17 protein-coding genes and 1 tRNA gene are annotated in these 22,274 nt (G+C 56.4%); 10 read left to right on the top strand and 8 right to left on the bottom strand.

What is annotated here, in order from left to right; genetic code table 11:
* Positions 1-1,605: 1,605 nt before the first annotated feature.
* The gene (locus tag JK232_RS15695) at positions 1,606-3,162 is read right to left on the bottom strand and encodes a methyl-accepting chemotaxis protein (protein ID WP_072933176.1); all 1,557 of its coding nucleotides are present in this window, start codon (positions 3,160-3,162) and stop codon (positions 1,606-1,608) included.
* 546 nt (positions 3,163-3,708) lie between these two features.
* Here JK232_RS15695 and JK232_RS15690 point away from each other — a divergent pair.
* Positions 3,709-5,112, top strand: coding sequence for a glycoside hydrolase family 1 protein (locus JK232_RS15690; protein WP_101834411.1), 1,404 nt, complete (start codon positions 3,709-3,711; stop codon positions 5,110-5,112).
* The gene (locus JK232_RS15685; protein ID WP_101828542.1) at positions 5,099-6,424 is read left to right on the top strand and encodes a PTS sugar transporter subunit IIC; all 1,326 of its coding nucleotides are present in this window, start codon (positions 5,099-5,101) and stop codon (positions 6,422-6,424) included. The genes JK232_RS15690 and JK232_RS15685 overlap by 14 nt, the downstream gene beginning before the upstream one ends.
* A 66-nt stretch (positions 6,425-6,490) precedes the next feature.
* Here JK232_RS15685 and JK232_RS15680 read toward each other — a convergent pair whose 3' ends face one another.
* On the bottom strand, positions 6,491-7,711 hold the full coding sequence (locus JK232_RS15680) for an amino acid deaminase (RefSeq protein ID WP_212589385.1): 1,221 nt from the start codon (positions 7,709-7,711) through the stop codon (positions 6,491-6,493).
* Between the two features lie 202 nt (positions 7,712-7,913).
* Here JK232_RS15680 and JK232_RS15675 point away from each other — a divergent pair, with 202 nt between their 5' ends.
* From JK232_RS15675 to JK232_RS15655, 5 genes are all read left to right on the top strand, one after another.
* Positions 7,914-9,374, top strand: a complete 1,461-nt coding sequence (locus JK232_RS15675; RefSeq protein WP_212589384.1) for an N-acyl-D-amino-acid deacylase family protein — start codon at positions 7,914-7,916, stop codon at positions 9,372-9,374.
* Positions 9,364-9,756: a RidA family protein gene (locus JK232_RS15670; RefSeq protein WP_072933768.1), complete on the top strand. Its 393-nt coding sequence runs from the start codon at positions 9,364-9,366 to the stop codon at positions 9,754-9,756. The genes JK232_RS15675 and JK232_RS15670 overlap by 11 nt, the downstream gene beginning before the upstream one ends.
* Positions 9,757-9,905: 149 nt before the next feature.
* Entirely contained in the window at positions 9,906-11,399 is a 1,494-nt protein-coding gene (locus JK232_RS15665) for a sodium:solute symporter family protein (RefSeq protein WP_212589383.1), read from the top strand.
* Positions 11,392-12,243 (top strand): 2-dehydro-3-deoxygalactonokinase, encoded by an 852-nt coding sequence (locus JK232_RS15660; RefSeq protein ID WP_101857502.1) that lies wholly within the window; start codon positions 11,392-11,394, stop codon positions 12,241-12,243. The genes JK232_RS15665 and JK232_RS15660 overlap by 8 nt, the downstream gene beginning before the upstream one ends.
* Positions 12,230-12,847: a 2-dehydro-3-deoxy-6-phosphogalactonate aldolase gene (locus JK232_RS15655; protein ID WP_101828546.1), complete on the top strand. Its 618-nt coding sequence runs from the start codon at positions 12,230-12,232 to the stop codon at positions 12,845-12,847. Before JK232_RS15660 ends, JK232_RS15655 begins: the two co-directional genes overlap by 14 nt.
* On the opposite strand, the gene JK232_RS15650 is transcribed toward JK232_RS15655, so the two are convergent.
* Both JK232_RS15650 and JK232_RS15645 read right to left on the bottom strand, forming a co-directional pair.
* Entirely contained in the window at positions 12,844-13,707 is an 864-nt protein-coding gene (locus JK232_RS15650; RefSeq protein ID WP_072933759.1) for a MurR/RpiR family transcriptional regulator, read from the bottom strand. The two genes, JK232_RS15655 and JK232_RS15650, sit on opposite strands and share 4 nt — an antisense overlap.
* Positions 13,708-14,061: 354 nt before the next feature.
* Complete coding sequence (locus tag JK232_RS15645) at positions 14,062-14,376, bottom strand: hypothetical protein (protein ID WP_212589382.1); 315 nt, start codon at positions 14,374-14,376, stop codon at positions 14,062-14,064.
* Between the two features lie 300 nt (positions 14,377-14,676).
* On the opposite strand from JK232_RS15645, the gene JK232_RS15640 reads away from it, so the two are divergent.
* Positions 14,677-17,130, top strand: a complete 2,454-nt coding sequence (locus JK232_RS15640) for a phage tailspike protein (RefSeq protein ID WP_212589381.1) — start codon at positions 14,677-14,679, stop codon at positions 17,128-17,130.
* A gap of 44 nt (positions 17,131-17,174) precedes the next feature.
* Here JK232_RS15640 and JK232_RS15635 read toward each other — a convergent pair whose 3' ends face one another.
* The 4 genes from JK232_RS15635 to JK232_RS15620 form a co-directional block, all read right to left on the bottom strand.
* Positions 17,175-17,777, bottom strand: a complete 603-nt coding sequence (locus tag JK232_RS15635) for an acyltransferase (protein ID WP_072933755.1) — start codon at positions 17,775-17,777, stop codon at positions 17,175-17,177.
* Between the two features lie 346 nt (positions 17,778-18,123).
* Positions 18,124-19,278 (bottom strand): tyrosine-type recombinase/integrase, encoded by a 1,155-nt coding sequence (locus JK232_RS15630; RefSeq protein ID WP_212589380.1) that lies wholly within the window; start codon positions 19,276-19,278, stop codon positions 18,124-18,126.
* A gap of 150 nt (positions 19,279-19,428) precedes the next feature.
* Positions 19,429-19,503, bottom strand: a tRNA-Arg gene (locus JK232_RS15625).
* A 115-nt stretch (positions 19,504-19,618) separates the two neighbouring features.
* A complete protein-coding gene (locus JK232_RS15620; RefSeq protein ID WP_072930700.1) occupies positions 19,619-20,569 on the bottom strand; it encodes a formate/nitrite transporter family protein in 951 nt (316 codons plus the stop codon).
* Positions 20,570-20,863: 294 nt separating this feature from the next.
* On the opposite strand from JK232_RS15620, the gene ccmA reads away from it, so the two are divergent.
* Both ccmA and ccmB read left to right on the top strand, forming a co-directional pair.
* Positions 20,864-21,490 (top strand): cytochrome c biogenesis heme-transporting ATPase CcmA, encoded by a 627-nt coding sequence (gene ccmA / locus JK232_RS15615; RefSeq protein WP_212589391.1) that lies wholly within the window; start codon positions 20,864-20,866, stop codon positions 21,488-21,490.
* On the top strand, positions 21,490-22,149 hold the full coding sequence (gene ccmB / locus JK232_RS15610) for a heme exporter protein CcmB (protein WP_072930675.1): 660 nt from the start codon (positions 21,490-21,492) through the stop codon (positions 22,147-22,149). The genes ccmA and ccmB overlap by 1 nt, the downstream gene beginning before the upstream one ends.
* The last annotated feature ends 125 nt before the right edge of the window (positions 22,150-22,274 follow it).

The raw sequence follows: 22,274 nt of genomic DNA, 5'->3' as shown, positions 1-22,274 counted from the left end.
AACACAAAAGGTAAAAATGCCAAGCCAGGTTATGCGGCGGCTCATCATAGTGGTTGCCTCGCTGAGAGCAGATATCCCGGATATCGGCCCCGGCCGGGAAAACTTTAGCTGCCCGGCAGCAAATTGTGGTGCCATTCCCTCTTTTGTGGTTAAAGTGCCGCTTAAGCCCAGTTTTATATATAGAAAAAATATAATTGTAGAAGTGATTTATAAGATGGTTTAATGCTTTTAACATTTGGATTAAGCGTCTACTTGTTGTAATGCAACCTGTTCACCCTGAAAGTGCAGTAACGCGGTGTTAAAAGTATTATGAATTTTAATTAAAACTAACGCGATGTCTGTGTATAAAATAGGGGGCTTAGTGGTGGAGCACTGCCCAGGAACAGAATTTCCTGACGATTTACGGCAGATTTAACCGCATTTGCTGAAATCTTGATGAAATTTTTTAATCCTTGCGCTGCAAGAAAAAGCGGCATTGGCATGGCCGGCAGGCAAAATTCCCAGTTTCTGTTTACGCTTATAACATTACCGCCGCGGTTATCATTTTGCGGTGTGCTTTGAATAAGTGTCGACACTTCACCATGGAAAGGCAGCAATTCAGTGAGGCAGTACCGAATGAAGGCAGCAACACCGATAAAATCAATAGCCGGGTCACCACCCTGAAAAAATTGATAACGTGTGGTCGCTGATTAGGGTAGCAATGTCAACACTATGGTCACCGGCGGCAACGTCAGTTGCAGTTATTACCGCGTGACACTTTTTTATGAGTGAGGTACATGAATAATTTTTACTTCATCTGTCAGCATTGTGGAGGTGAAGATTTTGAGTCTTTGGACCAATCTGAAGTTTCCGGTACATCTCCTGTTTATCTGTGTTGTGACTGCGGTCACCAAGTAAATCAAGAGGATATCCATAGGTTTCATTATCTTATCAAAGATGAAAGTATTAGCTGGCTGGTCGAATAGCCGCACTGATCGGTAAAAAAAGTGGGTGTTTATAGCGCATCGCCTGTATTCAGTAATCCCTTTTCTTTTCTCCGGTTATATCTTCTGCTCTTTTCACTTCTCTGAAATTTCCTTTATCTCCGTGAGGGTTATCAAAAGGCTCTGCCTGCCTTGTATAGCCCTCTGGCCCTTCCTGTTTTCAAACATCACCGTGACAGGGATGTCCGGTAACGCTTTACCCCCAGTTATTTTAAGGTCGCTTAGTGCAGTGCATAAGGCTTATTTTTTTAAAGCCGCAAATAAACGCCGGATTAAGGGCTTTATTACCGGATTGATCGCTGCAAATAAATCTATCAATAAATAAAACCGGCAAAAAAACAAAAATGGCGCAGAGTGAGAATAATCCTGCCATTTACCGATGGCCGTGAAGTCGTAATGGAACCGGTTCCTAAGGGGCGGAGTGAGTAAATACGTCGCGAAATGTGATGAAAACCGCTATCCGGCCAGTTGGCTTTGCAGAAGGCCAGAACCTGCTGACGTCACTTATCCGTTAAAGAACACCGGCATCCGCCAACAGGTTCTGTAAACCCTTTCCGTAAACGATTTTTATCAATCAGGAAACCGGCCAGGTCATGGGTGCCGGGCCGGCTTCGTGACATGATCAGACAGCGGAGGTTTTGAACACCGACACTGTCCTGGCCAGATGGTCGGCCTGTTCTTCCAGTGACACCGCCGCCGCAGCCGCCTGCTCAACCAGAGCGGCGTTCTGTTGCGTGACTTCATCCATCTGCGCTACCGCAATGCTGACATGTTCGATGCCGTTGGCCTGCTCATCAGACGCCGTAAAGATTTCGGCCATGATGTCTGACACACGGCGGATGGCGCTGACAATTTCGCCCATGGTGGCGCCGGCATCCGCCACCAGCTCGGAACCCTGGGTGACGCGGGTGTTCGAGGCACCGATCAGTTGCTTGATCTCTTTGGCGGCGTTGGCGCTGCGCTGCGCCAGGGCGCGCACTTCACTGGCCACCACGGCGAACCCGCGGCCTTGCTCACCGGCACGGGCGGCTTCCACCGCGGCGTTCAGCGCCAGGATATTGGTCTGGAAGGCGATGCTTTCGATGGTGCCGATAATATCCACCACATGTCTGGAGCTTTCCGCGATGGCAGACATGGTGGTGACCACCTGTTCCACCACATCACCGCCGCGCACCGCCACCTGCGAGGCATCGGTGGCCAGTGAGCTGGCATGTTGGGCGTTGGCAGTGTTCTGGCGCACCGTGGCAGTGAGCTGTTCCATGCTGGCTGATGTCTCCTCAAGCGAGGCCGCCTGCTGTTCGGTACGGCTGGAGAGGTCAGTATTGCCGCTGGAGACCTCTTTGGCGGCATTATCAATCATGGAGGCGGCCGTCTGGATATCAGACACCACGCGGATCAGTTGCGACTGCATTGTGGCCAGGGCATCCAGCAACATCCCGGTTTCATCGCGGGAGTCCGCCACCAGTACCGAGGTCAGATCCCCTTTGGCGATGGCTTGCGCCGCAGCCACGGCCCGGTGCAGCGGGGCGGTGATGGAGCGGGCCAGCAGGTAACCCAGCGTGATCGCGATGCCCAGCCCAAACAGTGCGCCAAACGCCAGGGTCAGGGTGGTGTGTGTGCGGGTGGATTGCACGGCAATCTGGCGTGCGCCAAGCAGCGACTGCTCCTCACCTGAAACCTCCATAATCACCGCGCGCATGCTGTCCATCTGCGCTTTGCCGGTGTTGGCGCGGAAGGCCGCGAGGAAGGCCTCCGGCGTCATCGCGCCGGTCGTCTGCGCACGGCGGTTATCCAGCAATACCTGGGCGAAAGAGGTGGTCCACTGCTGTTGCTGTTTCAGCAACTGATCCAGGCGATCCTGCTGGGCCGGGTTGTCTGGGGTTAACGCTTTCGCTTTATTGAGGTGTTCGATAAACGCCGCCTGGCCCGTGGTGTAAGGCTGCAACATGGCGTCATCGCCGCTGAGTGCAAAGCCCCGCAAGCCGGTTTCCATATTGACCAGGCTTTCCACCAGCGCACGGCTTTCGTCGATCACCTGGTAAGTGTGGACGTTCCAGTCATTGGCACTGACAATCCGGGAGAAGTTCATATAAAACGATGCGCAGATAATGATAAGAACCGCTACCACGGCACCAAAGGCAGCGATAAATTTTTGACGAATACTGAAATTCTTTAGCATGATTCATTTACCCACGCGTTAAACGTGTATTGAGTCGGTTATCAGGGAAAAGGGCAGACAACAAATCGGCCGGCGTCGGCAATTCTTTAGCGCGGCAAACATATTTAATGGGCAGGCAGGGCAGAACCGCCCTAAATGCTAAAGCAGGGTGATAATTACGCACGTAAAACGCAGGGTTAAGGTTCAGGGAATTATGGATCCAGGCCACACCCGCCGCAGGCTTTCCGGTGAGTGGCGGCAGGGGAGTAACACCCCTATCACGCTGTTTTTAAATCACGCCGGATTATTTACGCCGGAAATCCCCTAAAAGTATCAGGTATTCACCGCCATTCTGTGTTCCCCCTCTCTTGTTGTTTTATTAGCCGCTACCCAGAATAGCGTATTCCGCGCGTTGCCGATCCCGGCATCACGGCCTTATTCCGGCGTGATCCCTGACGCCGGTCTCTTTGTATTAAGAGAAACGTAACGAAAAAGATCACTTTATGTTGGGCTGCGCGGTTATCAGCCGGCCAGGGGAAATGAAACACCACACAATAAGGGCAGCCGATGAAATACTGCTTTCCTGAGACATTCTGGTGGGGCACGGCGACCAGCGCCACGCAATCCGAAGGCCGGCTCCCCGGCGACGGCAAAGGCGACAATATTTGGGATTACGCCTCGCACCATTTTAATGAACGCTTTTATCAGGGCGTCACCACGGAGAATACCTCCACGTTTTACCGCCACTGGCGGGAGGATATTCAGCGTGCCAAAGCCCTTGGCCTGAACTCTTTTCGCACCTCGATCTCCTGGTCACGTTTAATTCCGGACGGCGACGGCGAGATTAACCCGAAGGCAGTCGAATTTTATAATAATGTCATTGATGAATTGCTTGCCCAGGGCATTGAGCCTTTTATTAATCTCTACCATTTCGATATGCCGATGGCGCTCCAGGAAAAAGGCGGCTTTGAACATCGCGACGTGGTGGACGCCTTCGCGCGGTATGCCGATAGATGCTATCAATTGTTCGGCGACCGCGTGCGCTACTGGTTTACCTTTAATGAACCCCTTATTCCGGCAGAGGCGGGCTACCTGCACCCGCGCCATTACCCTTACGTCAGCGATTTCCGCCGCGCCGCCCAGGTGCTGCACCATATCGTGATGGCGCACTGCAAAGCAGTTGCCGCCTGGCGCAAACGGGCGCTGCCGGGGAAAATCGGCATCATTATGGATGTGATCCCGGTGTATCCCCGCAGTGACAGCCCGGAAGACACCCAGGCGGCGGCGATGGCCGACCTGTTTTACACCCGCAGCATCAATGAGCCGATATTGTGCGGCCGCTACCCGGCGGAACTCATCGCCTTACTGAAAGAACATCACCAACTGCCTGACGTGTTACCGGGCGACACCGAATTACTGGCGGCGACGCAGATTGACCTGCTCGGCATTAATTATTACCGCCCGCGGCGGGTCAAAGCGCGTGAAACGCCCTTTGACGCATCCGAGGGTTTTTTGCCGGAGTATTTCTTTGAAGAGTATGTGATGCCGGGCCGCCGGATGAATACCTCACGCGGTATCGAAATATATCCGCCCGCGATTTATGACATCGCCATGCTGATTAAAAACCGTTACGGCAATATCCCCTGGTTCGTGTCGGAAAATGGCATCGGCATCATGGACGAAGAGCAGTTTATGGTCGAGGGCGAAGTGCAGGATGACTACCGGATTGTGTTTTTACAGGAGCATTTAGCCTGGCTGCATCACGCCATAGCCGACGGCAGCCGGTGTCTGGGTTACCACATGTGGACATTTATTGATTGCTGGTCGTGGCAGAACGCCTATAAAAACCGGTACGGCTTTTATCGTCTTGACCTCGCCACCCAACAACGTTCACTGAAAAAATCCGGCCGCTGGTTCCGCCGCGTGATTGAAAATAATGGCTTTGAGGAGAACGACCATGCCGGGCTTTGAAACACTGGTGGAAAAATTATTGCCGGTGGCCAATGCCATCGGCAACCAGCGCCATATGCAGGCGGTCCGCAATGGGCTTATCTCTATTTTACCGCTCACGATTGTCGGGTCATTTTTTGTGATTTTGCTGAATATCCCGATTAAAGGCTATATGGCCTTTATTGCGCCCTGGCGCGATATCCTCGACGTCCCGTTTCGTTTCACCGTCGGGCTGATGTCGCTCTATGCCGCGTTTACCATCGGCTCTTTCCTCGGCAAAAGTTATAAGCTCAATGAGATGACCAGCGGCCTGCTGGCGATGCTGGCAACCCTCCTGATGGTGGTGCCGGTAAATATTACCCAGGGCGTGACGGTGACGGGGGAGGCGGTGGCCGGGCGTTATATCCCGTTGACGTCGCTCAGCTCGCAGGGGCTGTTCGGGGCCATCATCTCCTCGCTGGTGGCGATTGAGATTTTCCGCTTTATCAAGACGCGCAATATCGACATCACCATGCCGGCCGGGGTGCCGCCGGTGGTGGCAAGCTCGTTTTCCGCGCTGTTCCCGACACTGGCGGTGGTGCTGGTGTTCTGGATCCCGCGGCACTTCCTGAATATCGATATCAATGCGCTGATAAGCACCCTCATCATGCCGCTGAAAGGCTTTATGACCGGCACCAACCTGTTTGGCGGCATGGTGACGCAGTTCATGATCGACCTGTTCTGGGTACTGGGCATTCATGGCCATGCGGTGATGGGGCCGCTGATCCGCCCGCTCTGGGATCAGGCGATTATGCAGAACATGGAGCTGTTCCAGTCCGGCGTCAGCGCCTATGAGCTGCCCAACATTTTCACCGAGCAATTTTTCCAGTGGTACGCGCAGATGGGGGGCACCGGCTCGACGCTGGCGCTGGTGGTGCTGTTCATCCGTTCCAGGGTGGTGTACCTGAAACAACTGGGGAAACTGTCGTTTATCCCTGGGCTGTTTAACATCAATGAGCCGATGATTTTCGGTGCGCCGATTGTGATGAACCCGCTGCTGGCGATCCCGTTTGTCCTGGCGCCGATGGCCAACACGCTGGTGGTGTACCTGTTTACCGTCAGCGGGTTAATCCCGCGCATGATGGTGAAGCCGCCGTTTACCGTCCCGGCCCCGCTCGGGGCGCTGATCACCACCAACTGGAACCTGATCGCCTGCGGGCTGGTGTTTATCTGCTTCTTTATCTCGCTCGCCATCTACTACCCGTTCTTTAAGGTCTACGAGAAAAAGATGCTGGAAACCGAACGCCGCCAGCAGGAAGAAAAAGCCAGGGAGGTGGCGCAGGCGACGCGCTGACGCTCTCTCGCCTGTCAACCCCGCCGCCTGCAAAGCCCGCGCCCGGCCGGGCGCGGGGAGGGCAGATCAGAATGCAGTGTCCAGCTCTTCCAGCACGTTGTACTCGTCATCCACCAGCAGCAGCGTTTTCCATTTATCGAACGTCAGGCACGGGTGCGAGGTGCAAAACAGCAGGATATCGCCCACCTGCACCTCCGCGCCCGGCTTCAGGGTCAGCATGGCGTGCTGGTCCATCATGCCGGTGGTTTCCATCGTCAGTGCCGGGTGCGGCAGCGCGACGCCCCGGCGGTAATGCGCGATCGGCTGCGGCAGCCCGGCATCAAATGCGCTGTCACGCTTGCCGAAATTAGCGATGGCCCGGCCCGCTTCCGGCACGGATTGCACCAGCGCTGCCAGCTCCATGGCCGAGGTTAAACTGCCGCCCAGATCGCAGGCGACGTTGTCCCGCGCCATCAGCGCGTCCTGTGCGTCCTGGTAAATGCCGCCGTCATGGGTGATGTAGCAGCCGGGGCGGATGGCGATGCGGCAATTGGCCGGTTTCTCCGCCTCCAGCCAGACATTGCACACCACGTCATACCACACCGACCCCGCGCCGGTGAGCAGGAACTCCCCGTCGGCATGGGGCGCGAGCCGGCAGGCCAGCGCGGCGGCGTCACGCAACAGCGCTTCCACCTTCGGCTGCGCCTGTTCGCCGTGCACCACGCCTTCGTAGAGCTCCAGCCCGCGCAGCCGCAGGCCCGGCAGGGCAGCCAGCGTCTCTGCCAGCGCCAGCGCCTCATCGGCGGAACGGCAACCGCAGCGGCCGCCCGGCACGCCCAGCTCAATCAGCACGTCCAGCGTCTGGTGTTGTGCGGCGAAAAACGCGGAGAGGGTGCGTGCGTTGGCCGCGCTGTCGACACAGCAGAGGAAATCCATCGCCGGGTAACGGGCTTTCAGTTGCGAGATCAGCGTCATGTTCGCCTTGCCCAGCAGCTGGTTCACCATCAGCACGCGCGAAATGCCGCTCTGCATCGCCACGCTGGCCTGCCACGCCGTGCCGACGCCGATCGCCCAGGCGCCGGCGCGTTGCTGTTGCTGAAAAATCCACGGTGTCATGGTGGTTTTGCCGTGCGGTGCCAGGGAGACGCCGCGCGCGTCAGCGTAACGTTGCATCCACTGAATATTGTTTTCCAGCGCGGTTTTCTTAATCAGTGCCGCAGGCAGGCACACCTCTTCCCGCAGCACATTGGCCGGGGTGGTGATAAGGGCAGACTTGTGGGAAACGAGAGGCTCTTCCTGATATTTCATAACACACTTCCTCCGGGTGGGTACTTTCTTTCAGGGTGGGTATCTTTTTTAAGTTTTTGTAATTATTAAATAAATAGTTATGGCGTGGCGTTTAATGAATAAAAGTATCAGTAATTCGTCAGCGTTTTGCGTAATTTTCCACTGTTTTCACCCATTGTAAATGGTTAACTTCAGCGCAGGCTATAAAGGGGGTAAGGAACACATGAAGTTCGACTATCTGTTCAGGAATGTCACGGTCATTGATGGCTCCGGCGGCGCGGAATACCGGGCGGATGTGGCAGTGCAGGGCGATCGCATCGCTGAGATTGCGCCCTCTGTCGCGGGCGGGGCCGTGCACGAGATCGAGGGCCGCGGGCGCGTGCTGGCACCGGGATTTATCGACGTCCACACCCATGACGACATCAACATTATCCGGATGCCCGACTATTTACCCAAGATCAGCCAGGGCGTGACCACGGTGATCGTCGGCAACTGCGGCATCAGCGCGGCGTGCGCGACGATAAAAGGCGAGGTGCCGGACCCGATGAACCTGCTCGGCGACGCGCCCCAGTTTGCCTACCCCACGGTGGAGGCCTACGCGCAGGCGGTGGCGCAGGCGCGCCCGGCAATAAACGTGGGCACGCTGGTCGGCCACACCACGCTGCGCAACAACCAGATGGCGTCGCTGTTCCGCGCAGCGACCGTGGAGGAGATTGCGGCAATGCGCGCCGAACTGGAACAGGCGCTGCGCCAGGGCGCGCTGGGGCTGAGCACCGGCCTGGCCTACGCCAGCGCGTTCCAGTCCACCACCGAGGAAGTGATGGCGCTGGCTGAGGCACTGACCGCGGAAGAGGGCCTGTATACCACCCATCTGCGTTCAGAATTTGAGCCTATCCTGGAGGCGCTGGACGAGGCGTTCCGCATCGGCCGCCACAGCCGGGTGCCGGTGGTGGTCTCGCACCATAAATGCGCCGGGGCGAAAAACTGGGGCCGTACCGTGGAGACCCTAGCGCTGTTCGACCGCGTGCGGGCGCAGCAGGACGTCGCCTGTGACTGCTATCCCTATTCTGCCAGCTCCTCCACGCTGGACATGAAACAAGTCACCGACGACTTCGACATCGTTATCACCTGGTCGGAGCCGCACCCGGAAGTGGCAGGGCAGACGCTTAAGCAGATCGCGGCGCGCTGGTCAGTGTCACTGCATGAGGCCGCCGCGGCGCTGATGCCCGCCGGGGCCATTTACTACAACATGGACGAGCAGGACGTGCGGCGTGTGCTGCGCTACCCGGTGACGATGATAGGCTCTGACGGCCTGCCGAACGACCCGATGCCGCACCCGCGCCTGTGGGGGGCGTTCCCGCGTGTGCTGGGCCACTACAGCCGGGACGAAAAGCTGTTCCCGCTCACGGTTGCCGTCCACAAAATGACCGGGCTGTCGGCGGCCCGTTTCCGCCTGCCTGAACGCGGGCTGGTGAAGCGCGGTTATTATGCCGATCTGGTGCTGTTTGACCCGGCCACGGTACGCGATGCGGCCAGTTTCAGTGATCCGAAACAGCCTGCGGCGGGCATTGAGGCCGTGATGGTGAACGGGGTAATGAGTTATGGTCAGAGCCAACAGGTAACAGGGCGCGCAGGGCGTTTTCTGCGCCGGGAAAAGGCAATAAGGAGCATACATGAGCATTAAACGTTATGGCGTCGGTGGCAGCACCGGCACCGGCGGGCAGGCGCTGCCGTTCGCTAAAGCCGTTGAGGCGGCGGGGTGGCTTTACGTCTCCGGGCAAACGCCGATGAAAGAGGGCGAAGTGGTGGAGGGCGGCATTATTGAGCAGTCCCGCCTGGCGATTCAGAACTGCGTGGACATCATGGCTGACGCCGGTTACACCCTGGCGGACGTGGTGCACGTGAAGGTGTACCTGACGGATGCCCGCTATTTCGCCTCGTTTAATAAAGTCTTCCGTGAATTTTTCGGCGAGCACCCACCGGCCCGCGTCTGCTGCGTGGCGGATCTGGTGGTGGATTGCAAAGTGGAAGTGGATGTGACCTGCTACCGGGCTGACCGGGGCTGACGTTTCTGTAAGGCACCCTCTCCCGCCGGGAGAGGGCGAAAATAATTAAAGATGATGCCGGCCTGTTTTTACAGGCCAACGGGTTTCCTGTGCTTTTTTTCAGGGCGAGCCATTAATGTGAGCCTTAACGTAAAGTCTGGATGTGAGCCATGAATAATCTCTCTTTCCTTATTTGGTTTGGCCTTTATGCCTGCGCGATGAGTTTTCTCGGCTGGTATGTATCACGGCAGCAAAAAAACGGTGATGACTTTTTATTGGGCGGGCGTTCCCTGCCGTTATTCCTGACGCTCGGCTCCACCGTCGGCACGATGGTCGGCACCGGCTCAAGCGTTGGTGCCGTGGGGTTTGGCTACCTCAACGGCTGGGCCGGGATGCTGTACGGCCTGGGCGGCGCGGTGGGTATTCTGCTGGTGGCCTGGTTATTTGCCCCGGTGCGTAATTTGCGTTTTATGACCATGAGCGAAGAAATATCGTATTATACCGGCGGCAGTAAAATCGTGAAAAACAGCGTGGCGATATTAATTTTTATCGCGTCAATTGGCTGGCTCGGTGCGCATATTTTAGGGGGCGGATTATATCTGGCCTGGGCGAGCGGCATCGATATTACGACGGCAAAAATAATCATTGCCGCGGCCTTTATTGTTTATGTCGGTATTGGCGGGTATTCCGCGGTAGTCTGGATTGATACCGTGCAGTCACTGGTGCTGTTTATCGGGTTTATTCTCATGGCGTGGCTGGCGGTGGATCACGTCGGCGGCTGGCAGCCCATCCGGCAGGCGGTGGACCCGGCGGCACAAAGCCTGTTTGCCGTCGACAAACTCGGCGTCCTGCCTGCGCTCTCCCTGGCGGTGGTGATCGGCGTCGGCGTGCTGGCGACCCCCTCATACCGCCAGCGCATCTATTCGGCGAAGTCCGTCTCCACCCTGCGTAAATCCTTTATCATCACCGGCATGCTGTACCTCGGCTTCTCGTTCCTGCCGGCGATCATCGGCATGGCCGCCTACACCATGAACCCTGCGTTGGAGAACAGCGGCTTCGCCTTCCTGTTCGCGACCCAGGTCTTGCCGCCGGTGCTGGCGATGGCGGTGCTGATCGCGGGGATGTCGGCCAACATGTCCTCCGGCAGCTCAGACGCCATCGCGGCGGTTTCTATTATGCTGCGCGACCTCTATACCCTGATTACCGGCCATATGCCCGCGCCGGAGCGGGCCATCCGCCTGTCACGCCTGTTCCTGGTGCTGGTGATTGGCCTGGCGCTGCTGTTCGCGCTGACCTCTGACGACATCATCGGCTACATCACCAAAATGATCTCCATGATTATGTCCGGCATGTTCATCTGCTCCCTGCTCGGCCGTTTTTGGACGCGCTTTAACTGGCAGGGCGCGCTGGCCGCGCTGGCGGGTGGGGCAGGTACCGCCCTGCTGATGCTGGCCAACAGCGGCTGGATGGCGACCTGGGGCAACCCGTGCATCCCGTCGGTGCTGGCGAGCCTGGCGTGCGCCGTGGTGGTCACACTGGTGACCCCGGCGAACACCATGAGCCGCGAGGAGGCGCTGGCGATGATCACCCGCGAACGGGAAAGCCGGCCGCAGGCCGTGCCGGTTCAGCCGGCCAGTGCGCCACAGGGGGCCGCCAATGAGTGACAACGTGATAGCGGTTGACTGGGGCTCCAGCCAGTTGCGGGCGTGGCAGGGCGATAAAACGCTGGCCCTCCCGCTGGGCATCAGCCGCCTGAACGGCCTCTCCCCCCGCGAGGTCTTTGAGCAACACATCGCGCCGTGGCGTGAAAGCGCGGCCACGCCGGTGCTGATGGCCGGGATGATCGGCAGTGACGCGGGCTGGCAGCCGGTGCCTTACCTGCCGTGCCCGGTGCCGCTACGGGCATTGGCCGCCCGGCTGTGCGAGGTGGCGGACAACGTCTGGATTGTGCCGGGGCTGAGGGCCGGGCGCGAAGAAGTGATGCGCGGTGAGGAGACGCAACTGCTGGGCGCGACGCAACTGGCCCCGGCGGGCTGTTACGTGATGCCGGGCACCCACAGCAAATGGGTGCAGGTGGAGGACGGCGGCGTCACCGGCTTCTCCACCGCCATGACCGGTGAGCTTCACCACCTGCTGATGACGCACTCGCTGATCGGCAACGGGCTGCCGGCGCAGGCGGAGGACAACGCCCGGTTTTGCCAGGGGCTGGAACGCGGCCTGGCTGCCCCGTCGCTGGTCAGTGAACTGTTCCGGCACCGGGCGGCGCGCGTGCTGGGCGGGTTGCCTGCGGCCTCAGTAGGCGAGGCGCTCTCCGGGGTGCTGATTGGCGCGGAAGTCCGCGCCATGCTCACCGCACGCCCGCTACACACTATCACGCTGGTGGGCAGCGCGGCGCTGTGCTGCCGCTATCAGCAGGCGTTCGCCTGCGCCGGGGTGGATACCCGCAGCCTCTGCGGCGACCGCGCCTTTCTGCAAGGGATAAGGAGTCTTCTTGATGCACGATGCTAACCCGTTAGTCGCCATTTTACGCGGCATTACACCCGCTGAGGCCGAAGGCCACCTCGGCGCGCTGATAGACGAGGGCTTCCGCTACCTGGAGATCCCGCTCAACTCACCAGACTGGCAGCGCAGCATCCCGCAGATGGTCCGCCGCTTTGGCGACCGGGCTGTGATCGGCGGCGGGACGGTGCTGAACGTGGATCAGGTGGAGGTGCTGGCACAGGCCGGGGCGACGCTGGTCGTCACGCCCAATACCCATCCGCCGGTGATCCGCCGCGCCGCCGCGCAGGGGATGCGGGTGTGCGCCGGGTGCGCCACAGTGACGGAAGCCTTTGCCGCGCTGGAGGCGGGCGCGCAGTGGCTGAAAATTTTCCCTGCCTCGGCGTTTGGGCCGGCCTATATTTCCGCCCTGAGAGCCGTGCTGCCGCCGGCTGTCCCGGTGCTGGCGGTGGGCGGCGTGACGCCGGAGAACCTACGGGATTACCTGAACGCAGGCTGCCGGGGGGCCGGGTTGGGCAGTGAGCTGTACCGCGCCGGGCAGGGCGTTGAGGTCACCCGGCGGCAGGCGCGACGGTTTATGGCGGCGCTGGGCCACCCCGTGGTGCCGGATTAGTCCCCCAGCGGCTGGCGGTCTGCGCCGCCGCGGTGGCTGTCCAGCGCCAGCTTAATCCGCCGTAACCGGTCTTTCGCCTGGCTTTTGTTGGCCATCGCCAGCTCGGTGGCCAGCACATCCACCATCGCCAGCATGGCGTAGCGCGACGTGCTCGGCTTAAAGATGTAGTCGTTTTCGCGCACCATCAGCGGCAGCACCAGATCCGCCTGCTGCGCCAGCGGCGTCCCGTCCGGGGTAATGGCGATCACTTTTGCGCCGTACTGTCTGGCGATGGCGGCGCTCTCCACCACGTCCGGCGTAAAACCGCCCAGCGACAGCGCGATCGCCACATCATTGGGCGCGACCGATGCCGCCATCATCCGCACCAGCAGCCCATCGCTCTGGCTCACCACCGGCAGGCCGAGGCGGAACAGCCGGAACTGCAACTCCTGCGCGCAGACCGTGGAGCCGCCGCCCATGCCGAAGGCCAGAATTTGCCGCGCCCCGCTCAGCCAGCCCACTGCTTTTTTCAGCGCGTCCGGGTTCAGCGCCCGGCGGTTGATGTCCAGCACGTTGATGATCGCGCCGTAAATCCCCTGCACGCCCTCCAGATCCGGCACATCAATGATAAAACGCTGCCCCACGGCGAGCGACTGCGCCAGCTTGACCTTCAGCTCGCGCACATCTTTGCAGCCGATGGCGCGGGCAAAGCGGGTAATCGACGCCTGGCTGGTCTCTGTCAGGCGCGCCATTTCCGCAATCGGCAGTGCCGCGGCAGTCTGCACGTCATCGAGGATAAATTGCGCGATACGTTTTTCGGTGGCGGTAAGTTCCACGAAGCGGTCAGTGATACAAGAGATGATGTCGATGGAGTAGCCCATAGCGTGTCCCTGAAAGTGAGCAACCGGGAAAAGCGCAGCCAGCGTGTCCGGCGCCCGGCACACAAAAAGAAGGGTATTTTGTACCATAGGTGCAGGGAGACGAGCTATTGAATATCGGGCGTGCCGGAGCATGGCAGAAGATATGTGGGAGGTGCGGGTGGGGCAGGGACAGCGGCTTTCTTGAGTTATGGTGCACTGGCTCGCATTTATGAGAGCAAGCCAGTGAAGAATGCCACGCTACGCTTGGCGAACACACTCAAAGGCACTAGTAAGTTTGAACAAAATATAAATGCTTTGAACAAAACTATAATGGCCATTTCTCAAGGAGATAAGCCACCAGAATGACTTGGCCTATCAATTTTTTGTAATAGCTTGCATGTCATAAATATCATTACCTATGACAGCTTTTACTGCATACCCACGACCAATATCGTTAACCAATATTGCGACCTGTGGTGAATATGCGTAATGATATCGATAAGTTTGACAGGTTAGGAACCAACCATTCTGTAACTTCAACACCTTATCGTATTCACAACCCTCGAAATCACCTTCGATACGAGTAACGGCAGCGACCGAGTAACCCTCAAGCTCGCTAAAGTCGCTTGCATCAATCGCGTATGCTGGGATAACAAATATAGAAAGAAGGACGCCAACGAAATATTTCATTTCAAACTCCATTTGTTAAGTAATTCTTAATTAAATTTAGAAAAGATATGGCCTTTAACGGTCTCTATGCATACCGGTACTTTTATAGCGCTAACTGTCTCCCGGTATGTTGCTAGCCTCCTTACAATCATCGCACATCATAATTCTTCCAATCCTCAGATAAACCGTGTCTCATTCATCCTTTCAATACGATGGAGTACAGACATGCAAAGAAGGACATTCTTCAAAAACATAGCCCTCACAGCTGTGAGCGGTAGTGTAATTCCTTCTGCCTCTGGGGTTGGCCTCAGGAGAGAACCAATGGCCGATATCACGCCAAATGTTGTTGTATCCATGCCGTCACAGCTGTTCACCGCGGCGCGAGCATTTAAGGCGCTTGCCGGCGGTCGCATTTACCTTGGCAAGATTGATACCGACCCGACTATTGCCGCTAACCGAATCCAGGCTTATGTGGAGAATGAGGATGGCAGTCACATCCCCATTCCTCAGCCTATTTTAATCAACCTTGGCGGCTTCCCGGTATATAACGGCCAGGTAGCGAAAATCGTCACGGTTGAAGGCCACTCAATGGCCGTATACGACTTATTCGGCGTACAGCAGTTTTACTTCCCGAACGTGTTGCGTTACGACCCCGATCAGCTTCGACAGCAGTTAAATGATACTGGTGATGGGTATGGTGATGCCCTGATTGCGGTCAAGCAGCCTTATTCTTTCGCAGGTTCAAGAACTCAGCATAGTAAGAATGCAGACACTATCTCTGCTATGGATATTGCTGACATTGCCGGTGATGGTACGACCAATGATACGGCACGGTTCGCTGCGCTTGAGGCGGTGCTTACTGGTAGGGTTGTAAATCTTGCCGGCCAGTCTTATCTGGTTGATGCACCACCAGCTGCCAACACGTATATCAACGGTAACTTCATCTCTCCATCAGTGGACACGGGCAACAACGTAACGCTGCAAATGCCCTCAGGTGGTGCCCTGATCTCCAGCACTACTGATACGGGAGAATATGAAGCCAAGTATCAAAACCCTCTCACAGGCGACTACCAGCCCTCAGGTCGTAGTACGCGTGACCTGTACGCGCTGATTGCATCGCAGAACAGCCGCTCAGGTGGCCCGTCTCGCGCAGTAAACGTAGGGTCAATCTATAGCTACTCGATGGGGAACGTCTCCGGAAACTACTCTGCCCGTCAATGTCGCGCCACGGTGCCACAGTCAGTCAATATCGGTTCAGAAGACTGCCGGGTTGATGGCGGCTTCCGAGGCTCTAATATCAGCTCTATCACGTCTCACGTGACTGGTGAAACCGGTGTAAACATTGGATCCCGCCGGGGCTGGGCGACGGGGTTACATGCCGTAAACATTGCCTCTGTGGATGCCTACGCGGGCGGCGGGCGTGGAGCTGTGCTCAAGGTTAATGTGAACAGCAATGGCACCATTGCGTCAATTGCTGTGGTGTCAGCGGGAACCGGCTACAGCGCCAATGGCTCTGTAGCATTTTATGATCGCCTGTCTGCGCCAACCACTACGGCTGCAGCAACATACACAGTTGATGCCAATGGCGCGATCACCAGCGTTACCCTGACAAACGCCGGCGCTGGATACAGCACCAAAACTGAATCTTTGTTTGAGGTAGTGCAGGCTACTATTTTGGAAGCGGGTAATTACTCGGCCAATATCGCTACTGCAAATAACTGTGCAACTTATGGTGAACTCAGCTTTAACCTTGGAGCAAACAACTCAAGCGCTAAGGCCAGTCGCTCAGGGAATATTGCAGTAAACGCTTGCAGCGCATCCGGTCAATATTCTGTAAATATCGGTTCCACAAGTTGCGCTGCCTCTGCTACTTACTCCTTTAATATTGGCGCTGCCACATGCAATGCTACAGGGAGTAACGCAGGAAATATTGGAGCAACAAGCAGTACAGCTAGCGGGGCACAGGCTATTGTATTAGGTGGCGGGGCTAATATTGCGAGCGGAGACCTTTCCGCTGTATTAGCTGGTAATAATAGTCAAGCAACCGCATCTGGTGCAGTAACACTTGGCCGGAGAACTATTAATGCGACTCTCAGGAGCATTGCTTTTGGTGATAGCGGTTCTGGTTCAGCCAGCACAGCAAATACTAAATTCCAAGTGCTTTCTAACGGCAATGTAAATATTGCCGGCACCTTATCACAGAACGTGACATTTACCGACATTGCCAAGATGTTTGAAAATATCGAATATACAGCGATTCCGGTTGGTTCAATGGTCGCTTGGGAGGGGAGGAAAGTCCGCCTGGCAAAGGAAGGAGATAAGGAATTTAGCGCGCACTCCAGGACTTTTGCAATGCTACTCGGAGATACGTCATTTACCTGGGCTGATCGTTATCAGCGAGATGAATTTGGTGAAATCATTACCGGTCAAGTTTGGGATGAAGAAGCGGGCGGGTGGGATGATTCCCTGAATGAGGGTGCCGGAGGTTATAAAGGCGCATACATCGATTCTCCAATGGAGAACCCTAAATTCGATATCAGCAAAGAGCAGGTCAAACGCTCAGAAAGGCGAGATGAATGGACGCCTGTTGCTCTGCTTGGCGAGGTGCACGTCCGCGTTGATGCTTCCGTGATTGTTGATGGCTATGTGAGCCCATCCAAAACCCCAGGGCTTGGGACAGCGTCAGAAAATGAAACTCGAATGCGGTGTATGGAAATTCGAACGCCGTATAACGAAAGCAAAGGTTACGCTGTAGCCCTTTGCCTCGTTAGATAAAAAAGGGGTATATCAGTTAAGATTCTTAGCTGGTATACCTTTATTTAGAGTTTTCTTTTCCATAAAACATTTTCGCGAGAAAGTTTTGCTGGAGCGCCCACATAAGCAGAAGATGGAGTGCTTAGTTTCTTAGAAACAAAAGACTTCGCTCCAATGATGCAACCATCAGGAATGTCAGCGCCCTTGTTTAAGGTGACACCTTCCCCCACCCATACGTGCTTCCCTACCACTACATCTTTAGCGTGGTTTATGCGTTCTCCAGTATTCAAATCCAGAATAGGATGCTCATCAGAAGTCCTGACAATGATGCCACTAGAGAACATAGAGTCTTCACCAATGCTAATTGTTTTTCCTTCCAGTGCAAAGAGCTGAACACCAACTGCCGTGAAGTCTTTTTCTATTAATACTTTGGAACCAAAGTGCCTAATATGAATTGAACCACGAATATTGGCATTCCTTCCAATGTGGAGAACGCTTTGCTGGCCGGAAATATTAATTATTAAATTGCGAAGAATAACACCTTCTTCAATTTTTATTGTGTGTCCATGACCTTTGATATTTATTTTTACGTTCTCGCCAATGCTATCTGCGGAGTAAACTTCAATATCGTTGTTATCACCAAAAATCTGGAAAGCATCTTTGTCCAAAATTTGAACTCCTAAAGTCTTCGTGTCCGTTTCAAGAAACGTAAAAGTAAATATTTGTGAAAGCCTATCTTAAAGGTACACAGCACACAAATTGTTAATGGTTGGCATTAGGAATAACGCTACTGATGATCATAAATTATTTATTAATTATCAGTAACTTATTATTCGCGCTAGCTTCATTCATACGAATTGAGGATAAATCACCTGCGTAATCAGGCGATAAGAAGATGGAGCAGTAGTTCGCCCCAGCATGATAATGGGGATGGGACGGATTTGGGACATGCAAAGGTTTGTGACCTTTCCCAAGCCTTTGCATGTTTTGGCATCGTGGGACGTGAGAGCGCGGTTAGGTAGTCTGCCCATCTATATAGTCAGCCCACCACTGCATCAGCTCCCGGCGTTTCTCCATGTACTGGGCGTGGTTGTAGATGCCACGAATGTTGTTCCTGTCCACATGTGCTAGTTGGCGCTCAATAGCATCATGCGGCCATCCATGCTCGTTCAGGATAGTGCTGAACTGGTGTCTGAAGCCATGACCACTGGCTAACCCTTCATAGCCAATCTGCCGGATCACCAGGAGCACAGCATTCTCACTGAGCGACTTCTTCTTATCATTTCTTCCCATAAACACGAAAGATGATATGGATGTGATCGGCTTAAGGAACTGGAGCAGGTCATACACCTGTTGGGACATCGGCACCAGGTGAGTCTTGCGGCTTTTCATCACTTCAGCGTCAATCGTGATCATCCTGTTCTCGAAATCGACGTTCGCCCATTGCGTACTTCGGAGTTCTTTCGTTCGCATGGCTGTGTACTGCAGAACCTGAGTCGCAACCTTGGAAACGACACTGCCAGAGAAGCCGGATAAAGCTTTGTTGAAGGCAGGTATCTGGTCGGCCGGCAGGAAAGGGTAGTTCTTCTTCCGGTAACCCTTCATCGCATCAGCCAGGTCTGGGGCAGGGTTGTACTTTGCCCGGCCAGTCACAACCGCATACCTGAATACCTCCCCACAGCGACGTCGCGCCTTGTTGGCTCTTTCCATGGCACCGCGCTCTTCAAACTTCCGCAGCACCTTGAGCAGGGTCATCGGCTCAATCTCATCCATCGCGAATTTACCCAGGTCGGGTAAAATGTCGGTCTCGAACATCCTGAGCAACTCATCAGCATATCCTTCCGACCACACCTGCCGCTTATGGTCGTACCATTCCCGGAATATCGACTCGAAGTTATCTTCCTTTACTTCTCTCTTCTTTGACTGAGACGGATCATCACCTGCAGCTATCTGCTTCTTTGCTTCGAATGCTTTGTCACGCGCTTCCGCCAGGGAGGTGATGGGGTACTTACCCACGGTGAGCACTTTCTCTTTGCCATCGAACTGATAGCGAAGCTGCCACACCTTCTTACCTGATGCCGGCACATATAAATAGAGGCCGTTGCTATCCAGCAGGCGGTAGGGCTTTTCCTTAGGCTTTGCGGCCTCAATCTGTTTTATCGTGAGCATTGGGTAAAATTTCTTTGGGTAAAAATAATTACCCAGTATTTACCCAGACAAGATAGCGGCTGTCACGAACCACAGCGAACGACTATTAGTGCTAGATATGGGTTTTACTGAGGATTTGCGAACTGCTACGGAGGGTGGCGAACTGTTACATGGTGTCCCCTGCAGGAATCGAACCTGCAACTAGCCCTTAGGAGGGGCTCGTTATATCCATTTAACTAAGGGGACAACCGGACGGCGTGGTGCCGTCCGCCGGGCATTATACCCATTTTTGCTCTGAGAATAAGCGCCCGGCTGACCGTTTGCCTATTCCCTCGCCAATCCGTGGCGTGACGGCCGCGCCTTAACGGCTCTCCTGCTCCTTTTCCTCTGCTTTGCGCGCCTTTTTCTGTTCGGCTTCCAGCCGCGCTTTGGCTTCGTTGCTCATGTCATTGCGGATCTGCGCGTGGCTTATCAGCGCGAAGATAAAGGTGCCGCCAATGATATTGCCGGCCAGCGTCGGCAGGGCGAACGGGTAAATAAACTCCTGCCACGGGATAACCCCGGCAAACACCAGGTAGAGGATCTCAACCGACCCCACCACGATGTGCGTCAGGTCTCCGATGCCCACCAGGTAAGTCATCAGCACAATCACCCAGAGTTTGGCGGCGCCGGCGGACGGGAACATCCAGACCATCGTCGCGATAAGCCAGCCGGAGATAATGCCGTTGGCGAACATCTCCGTCGGCGTGTTTTCCATGATCTTCTCGCTGATGCTGACAAAAGCGTGACGGACGGATTCATCGAAAATCGGCATATAAAGGAAGGCGAGGGCGGCACAGGCCGCGCCAATCACGTTGCCGAGCAGCACCCAGCCCCACAGCCGGAACAGCAGGCCAAAATTTTTCAGCGTGGGTTTATGCATGATAGGCAGCACGGCGGTCACGGTGTTCTCGGTGAACAACTGCTGGCGCGCCATAATGACGATGATAAAACCAAAGGTGTAACCGAGGTTCTCAATAAAGAAGCGCGCCGGGGTGTCCGGCAGGTGGGCGTGCAGAATCCCCTTTGCCATCAATGACGCGCCAATCGACAGCCCGGCCGCAATCGCGGACCACAGCAGCGCCATGCCGTCACGCTCCAGCTCCTTCTCGCCCTCCATGCGGATTTGTTCATGCACCGCGGCCGCGCGGGACGGCAACTTCTCCTCATCCACTTCAATGTCAGTACCGCGATCGCTCTCCTGGCTGTCAACGTCGTGCTCATCCTGATCCTGCTTGCCCTGTGGGCGTTTTTTATCGGTGTGTTGATTCATGGTCATTTCCCAGTGTGGTGAACCATCAGCCATCTTGGCTAATGAAAATGGCGGGCCGTCAGGCCCCCTGCTAAGCATAGAAGATTTCACAATTCACGGAAGGGGTGGCACAAACTGTTACGCCAAATAAAGAAAAAAGTAACAGAATCTTAACCTTGAGGAAAAATGCAGCATTGTGTGGGGGAATGCCGGTGAAGCGGTATTAACGATAGGCAAACCCTTCCAGGGCGGGCTGCGTGCGGCTTGCGGCTTATGTTATGATTCGCGCTCCCAACAAAAGAGATGAGTTTCCCGATGCTGGAAGCCTTGCGGCTGAGCTGCGTCCGCGATGAGCGGGTGTTGTTCAGTGACTTAAATTTTAACATTACGCCAGGCGAAATTGTCCAGGTGGAAGGGCAGAATGGGGCGGGCAAAACCTCCTTGCTGCGTATCCTGGCCGGGCTGGCGCAGCCGGAAAGCGGTGAAGTGCGCTGGCAGGGGCAGCCTGTCGGGCGGGTACGGGAAACCTTTCACGCGCAGTTGCTGTTTCTTGGCCACCAGCCAGGGGTAAAAGCCCTGCTGACGCCGTTTGAAAACCTGACGTTCTATCAATCGGCAGCCGGTAAACCGGATTATGAGGCCATCTGGCAGGCGCTGGCACAGGTGGGCCTGCTGGGCTATGAAGAGGTGCCGGCAGGACAACTCTCCGCCGGGCAGCAGCGGCGCGTGGCACTGGCGCGCCTGTGGCTGAGCCGCGCCCCGCTCTGGGTGCTGGATGAACCCCTGACGGCGATTGACCATGAGGGCATTGCCCTGCTGATGGCGCAGTTTGAGCAGCAGGCCGCGCGCGGCGGCATGGTGTTGCTGACCACCCACCAGCCGTTGCCCGCCACCGGCCGGGCGGTTCGCCGCCTGCGCCTGACCGACCCGGAGCCGTCCTGATGTTTATGACCCTGATCCGGCGAGAGCTGAAAACCGCGTTCCGCAACCGGGCGGAGATCGTCAATCCGCTCTGGTTTTTCCTGATCGTGATTACGCTGTTCCCGCTGGGCATTGGCCCGGAACCGCAACTGCTGGCGCGCATTGCGCCCGGTGTGGTCTGGGTGGCGGCGCTGCTGGCATCGCTGCTGTCGCTGGAGCGGCTGTTCCGCGATGACCTGCTGGACGGCTCGCTGGAACAGCTGCTGCTGTTGCCGACCCCGCTGGCCATCACGGTGGCAGGCAAAGTATGTGCTCACTGGCTGGTGACCGGGCTGCCGTTGTTGCTGCTCTCACCGCTGCTGGCGCTGCTGCTGTCACTCGATTTCCCCACCTGGCGGGCGGTGGCGTTCACGCTGCTGCTGGGCACGCCGACCCTGAGCTTTATCGGCGCGATTGGCGCGGCGCTGACGGTTGGGCTGCGCAAGGGTGGGGTGCTGCTCAGCCTGCTGGTGCTGCCGCTGTCGATCCCGGTGCTGATTTTCGCCAGCGGCGCGATTCAGGCCGCGGCCAACGGCATGGCGATTGACGGCTATCTGGCGATCCTCGGGGCGATGCTGGCAGGCAGCATTACCCTGGCACCCTTCGCGGCCGCCGCGGCGCTGCGCATAAGTGTGCACTGACTTACTGTACTGATGGACCGGGACGTGCGCCGCCTTGGCGGGCGCGCTGTTCTCATTGCGCCTGACAAGAGCGGCCCCTGCGGGAGGCTGCCGCCCCGCACCACGGGCAGGCGTTCACACCGTGA

The organism is Nissabacter archeti, assembly GCF_018257325.1.
GTDB lineage: Bacteria > Pseudomonadota > Gammaproteobacteria > Enterobacterales > Enterobacteriaceae > Chimaeribacter > Chimaeribacter arupi.
The sequence above is the reverse complement of the archived record's forward strand: the minus strand, read 5'-3'. Positions and strand labels throughout refer to the sequence as shown.